This window comes from Hominilimicola fabiformis (assembly GCF_020687385.1).
Lineage (GTDB): Bacteria > Bacillota > Clostridia > UBA1381 > UBA1381 > Hominilimicola > Hominilimicola fabiformis.
Map to the genome: position 1 here is coordinate 1 of NZ_JAJEQM010000033.1, position 6,057 is coordinate 6,057.

The 6,057-nt window shown below is 33.5% G+C and carries 5 protein-coding genes; all 5 read left to right on the forward strand.

The window, feature by feature from the left end; genetic code table 11:
- On the forward strand, nucleotides 1-466 hold a 466-nt coding region (locus LKE05_RS13900), incomplete at its 5' end, for a hypothetical protein (protein WP_022231142.1).
- 17 nt (nucleotides 467-483) lie between these two features.
- On the forward strand, nucleotides 484-1,914 hold the full coding sequence (locus tag LKE05_RS13905) for an AAA family ATPase (protein WP_022231141.1): 1,431 nt from the start codon (nucleotides 484-486) through the stop codon (nucleotides 1,912-1,914).
- A 14-nt stretch (nucleotides 1,915-1,928) separates the two neighbouring features.
- On the forward strand, nucleotides 1,929-3,044 hold the full coding sequence (locus tag LKE05_RS13910; protein WP_308457231.1) for a hypothetical protein: 1,116 nt from the start codon (nucleotides 1,929-1,931) through the stop codon (nucleotides 3,042-3,044).
- A 34-nt stretch (nucleotides 3,045-3,078) separates the two neighbouring features.
- The gene (locus tag LKE05_RS13915; RefSeq protein ID WP_308457232.1) at nucleotides 3,079-4,254 is read left to right on the forward strand and encodes an S-layer homology domain-containing protein; all 1,176 of its coding nucleotides are present in this window, start codon (nucleotides 3,079-3,081) and stop codon (nucleotides 4,252-4,254) included.
- A gap of 52 nt (nucleotides 4,255-4,306) precedes the next feature.
- A partial coding sequence (locus LKE05_RS13920) for a leucine-rich repeat protein (protein WP_308457233.1) occupies nucleotides 4,307-6,057 on the forward strand: 1,751 nt, incomplete at its 3' end.

Below are 6,057 nucleotides of genomic sequence, written 5' to 3' on the forward strand. Positions count from 1 at the left end.
AATGCAATATAAGAAAAAAGCATTTTCAGGTATAGGTTTTATATTGGCTATATTTATGTTTGGTATAGCATTGTTTATAACAATGGAATACTATCATATATTCACTACAAAAGAAAGTGTTGATATTGATGTATCACGAGCATTGAATATATCTGTTGACCTTGCAATGCAGGATATAGACTGGATTCAACATAATTCTGTTATGGATACGACAAAAGCGGAAAAGGAATTTAAAAGCTATTTAATAAATGATATGGGACTAAACAGTAATTACGAAAAGTATGATTCTAATGGTGAATTTTTGTATCAAATAATCATTGATGAAACAAAAATTCAAAGAACACCTGCTAAATTTAAAGTGAGTGGAAGAATACGAATGAAACCCGTAACAGTACGAAGTGTCTTGCCTGAAACATTTGATGTTCCATTTTCAGAAGAATCAAAAAATACACGATATGATGATTAAACAAGGAGGTGCAGAGTATGAATACAATGGTTGTTAATTGCTATGCCGGACCGGGTGCAGGTAAAACTACTTGTGCTTGGGAAGTTGCGTCACAACTCAAGAAAAAAGGTATTAATACCGAATATGTTTCGGAGTATGCCAAGGAACTGGTTTGGGAGGGAAAATATGATGTACTTGAAAACCAAGAACATCTTTTTGCAGAACAAGCCAAACGTCTTGAAAGACTTCGTGGAAAGGTAGAAGTTATAGTAACAGATTCGCCGATTTTGATGAGCCACATTTATGGCCGAAACAACAGTACGGATTTTACAATGCGTATCGATGATGAATATAAAAAGTATTATAACTTCAATCTTTTTATAAAACGTGGTGATACATTTCAGCAAGCCGGACGCATTCAAAATCTTGAAGAAAGTAAGGCACTTGACAGAAAGATAATGAATATGTTAAAAGAAAAAAATATTTATTTTGGTGTATATTCACACGAAAATGTAAAATATATTTCGGATAACATAATTAAAAATTTGCAAGCAGTCAGAGAAAAGCCTGAAATTGAAATTAAAGCTACTCCGACATTAAAAGATGCCGCATTATATGATAAGTTATACGGTAAAGAAATAGTAAAAGGATACTATATTACCGATAGCGTGACACTGAATGATGATACATTTGTTATGGGATATAATCCTAATGCACCGGAACCGTATGTAACGTGGTTAAAATCAGGGGATAATTCTTATTCAATGGGACATTACTTCGATAATGAGTTAAAAGCTAAGTGTAATCTGTTGGAACGTGCGGAGAAAAATTTGGATTATGTAAAAGATGGATTCATCAATAATATCGAAAGCGATATATCTGAAGGACAAGCTATTGAACCAAAAGATTATGAATTCTATAAAACACTGGTATCAGAGTCTAAAACTGATATGAATGAAACTGAAAAATACTATTGTGAGGCAGTTAATGATCCGAATAGGTGTATGCAAACAGTTGAAGAAAAACCATGGGTGATTAAATATGTCGGAGAACAAACACCTGAATTGTGTATGGCAGCGGTACAAAATGACGGTATGGCACTTGAATATGTCAGAGAACAAACACCTGAATTATGTATGGCGGCAATACAAGATAATTTCAGAGCAATTCGTTTTGTAAAAGAGCAGACACCGGAGTTGTGTATGGCAGCGGTACAAGAAAGTGCTAAGGCATTGCAGTATGTAAAAGAACAAACTCCTGAAATGCTTATTACCGCAATGAAACACGACATTAGAGCAATCAATTATGTTTCAGAAGATTGTGCAAATTCACTTATAGATAAAGTTGAAAAAACAATAGCTAACGGACAAGCAGTTGATCCTGTTGAATACAATGTGTATAAAGCCTTAACAACAGAGTGTGAAGAATTTAATTCAGAAGTTGATATGAATGAAGATTTTGAGATGTGAAAGGAAGATGAAAAATGAAGAAAGTGTATAAAAGTATTTTAGCGGCAACCATAGCACTATCGACAACGATGTCGATAGTAACAGGATTTGCGGCAAACAACGACAAAGAAAAAAATCAAGAAAATAATTCGGCTATAACATATAATGCCGGAAACGAGATTAAACCTGATGTACAAGTTTTAAGCGATAACGGTACACAACTTACAAAAGGTGTGGATTATGATTTATCTTATGAGAACAATGTAAATGTCGGTAAGGCTACGGTCAATATTACATTCAAAGGCAATTATGAAGGTACAAGAAGTGTAAACTTCAATATCATTGCCAAAGCACTATCAAACGATTTGATTGATATATCGGAAACACCGGCACAAACATACACAGGAAGTGCCATTACACCAACACCAACAATTAAATTTGGTGATGTCACCCTTGTTAAGGACAAGGACTATACATTGTCATATACGGACAATGTAAATGCCGGTAAAGCAAAAATCAATGTATCGTTCATCGGCAACTATTCCGGTACGGCTTCAACGACTTTTGATATTATAGCGGATGTACTTAATCAAGAGAAAGTAAGTATATCAGAAACAGCTGCACAGACTTATACCGGAAGTGCAATTACACCTACACCGACAATAAAATACGGTGAGGTCACATTGGTTAAAGATAAAGATTATAATTTGACTTACACCGATAATGTAAATGTCGGTACTGCCAAGATTAATATAACATTTATTAATAACTACTCAGGTACGGCAGAATCAAGTTTTAATATCATACCGGATGTACTTAATCAAGAGAAAGTAAGTATATCAGAAATAGCAAAGCAAACGTATACAGGAAAAGAAATTACACCGGCGCCGACAATAAAATACGGTGATGTTACTTTAGTAAAAGATAAAGATTATACATTAACATACGCCGATAACGTAAATGTCGGTACTGCTAAGGTAAGTATTGCTTTCATAGGTAACTATTCCGGTACGGCATCAACAAGTTTCGAGATTACTGCAAGAGTAGTTGCTGAGGACGATAAAACAATTATAATTCAAGCAATTCCGAACCAAACATATACCGGCAGTGAAATTAAGCCTGAACCGGTAATCATTGATAAGAACAGATAAAATAAGATGAATTTAAAGGAAGGGGGTAATGGCAGTGAAAAATAAAATAACTGCTGTTATAACGGCATTTGTTTTGTTGTTCAGTAGCTTGAGCTTTACAGCAATGGCAGACGAAACAAATACAGTAACACCTATACCTACAATAACACCTGCTCCGACAGATGATATTAATATAACTGTTGACGGAAAAACATTAGTTAAAGATGTGGATTATAAATTAACATATCGTGACAACATAAATGTTGGTACTGCAACGGTAGTGGTTACTTTCATCGGCAATTACTCTGGACAAAAAGAAGAAACATTTAATATTGTACGAAAGAAATCATCATCGTCATCTTCATCCAAAAAGGACAATACCAAAGTTGAAGTAATGCAAGATAATAATGTGCTACTTACAACAGAAACAAGCGGTGATGTAAATGTAACTATACCGAAAAATATTGAATATAACAGTGTGTATAAAGTAATTGTTACTGTAAAAGGCGTAGCTCAAGCATACAAGGATGTTGAAATCAAAGACAAATATGGCAGAACATTAAGAGGAAGAACAGATAAAAATGGTATTGCATATTTACAGGTTGTTTCGGATGAAACACCAAAGCCGGCTGTGGCAATAACGCCAACACCGACAGCACAATCATCAGAAATACATAAATCATACATTTCAGGATATGACGATAATACATTCCGCCCTGATGGCAATATAACAAGAGCCGAAACTGCGGCTATATTATATAGAGTATTAACTAATACGAAATCAGGTGAATCAATTAGCTTTTCTGATATAAAAGAAAGTGCGTGGTATTATGAGTCTGTAACTGCAATGAGTAAAGCGGGAATTATAAACGGATATACAGACGGAACATTCCGTCCGGAAAATCAAATTACAAGGGCAGAATTTGTTACAATGATAATGCAGAATAAAACATTAACCGAATTTGATAAAATACCGTTTACAGATGTAAAATCAGATTTGTGGAGTGCAAAATATATTTATTCGGCATACAAAGCAAAATATATAGACGGATATGACGATAATACATTTAAACCGAATAATCCGATAACAAGAGCGGAAGCTGTTAAGATAATTAACAGTGTTCTTGATAGAAATGATTACAGAAATGAAAAAAATCCGTTTGGTGATGTTTCGCAAAATCATTGGGCATATAAACAAATTCTTGAGGCAGCAGTAGAACATACAAAATAAAATGCAAAGGGAGGAATACCTCCCTTTTTGCGTTTAGAAAGGAGAATTTATAATGAAAAAAACTATAAAAAATATATTTGGTTTAATTTTCATAACCATAATGTTATTATCGGTAAGTGTGGCAAATGCAGATAACGATTTTGGAATTTCATTATTTTCAGGAACAAGTTCTTCTGATGCTAATTCGATACCGGGAACTTCAGATTTGTATTATTCGTTTGAAGATGGTGTTTTATCAATTTATGGCTCTGGAAAAGTACCGGCTAGCTTGTCAGCGACATGGACCAGTTCTAAAACTGTAAAATTTAATCCGGGTGGTGTAACTGAAATAATTATTGAAGAAGGAATAACAGGAATTAATGAAAGATTAACAAGACCATTTAAAAATAATACTATTAGTGTAACATTACCAAGTTCGCTTGAATATATCGCTGAAAGCACTTTTAATAATTATACGAAACTCGAAACTGTTACAATACCTGATAACAGCAAATTAAAATACATATATACAAGTGCATTTGAAAAATGTACATCACTAAAAAACATTAATCTACCGGAAGGATTGGAATCAATTTATTCACGAGCATTTATAAGCTGTTCCAATTTGACTGACTTGACACTTCCAAGTACATTGACACGAATTGATGAGATAGCATTTTCTAACGGTCCGAGATTTAAAAACAATGAATTAACTGTCCCTAAAGGTGTTACAACAATAACGTCACGTTCATTCGAGAACATAAAAGATTTAAAAACTATTAATGTTGAAAATGGTGTAACTAAAATTGAAGGTTATGCTTTTGCTGATAATGATAGTCTGACGAGAATAAATTTACCTTCAAGTATAACAAGTGTTGAATATACAGCTTGTAAATATTATGCAGAAGAAAAATATGCTACTTGTGATATTTATATAGATAAATATAAAGGTTCAATTCGGTGTCCTTCAAATTGGGGAACAACAGGTACTATATATTGGAAAGCAAGAGATTTCAAAAATACAACGGATAATACCGTAGTTATTAGTGATGTTGCAGATCAAACATATACAGGTTCACTTATTGCTCCTAATGTTACTGTTACTTGTAATGATGTTGAACTTGTTAAAGATACTGATTATACAGTTTCATATAGCAATAATAAAAATGTAGGTACAGCAACAATATCAATTACAGGTATCGGAGATTATACCGGCACAATTAAAAAGAATTTTAATATTGTTGCGAGAGGTATTTCGGATACAACTATCGGAAGTATACCAAATCAAACATACACAGGTAATTCGATTTCTGCATTGCCGGTTATAACCTATAACGGAGCAACATTAACAAAAGATGTTGATTACACCTTGAGTTATTCCAATAATATCAATGTTGGAACAGCGACAATAACAATAACAGGTAAAGGTAATTTTAAAGGAACAACGTCAAAAACATTTAGTATATCAGCACGAGCAATGTCTGACACAAGTGTAGCTAATGTAAGTTCACAAACATATACAGGTAATGGTATTTCGCCATTGCCTACAATCACATATAATAACAAAACGCTAAAAAAGGATACTGATTACACATTAAGTTATTCCAATAATATTAATGCCGGAACAGCAACAATAACAATAACCGGCAAAGGTAATTTCACAGGAACAACGTCAAAAACGTTTAGTATATCAGCACGAGCAATGTCTGACACAAGTGTGGCTAATATAAGTTCACAAACATATACGGGTAACGTTATTTCGCCATTGCCTACAATCACATATAATAATAAAACGCTAAAAAAGGATACTGATTACACCTTGAG

What these genes read in the sequence shown, in the direction of transcription:
- LKE05_RS13905 (WP_022231141.1), top strand. Translation starts at nt 484, where the DNA reads ATGAATACAATGGTTGTTAATTGCTATGCCGGACCGGGTGCAGGTAAA.
- LKE05_RS13910 (WP_308457231.1), top strand. Translation starts at nt 1,929, where the DNA reads ATGAAGAAAGTGTATAAAAGTATTTTAGCGGCAACCATAGCACTATCG.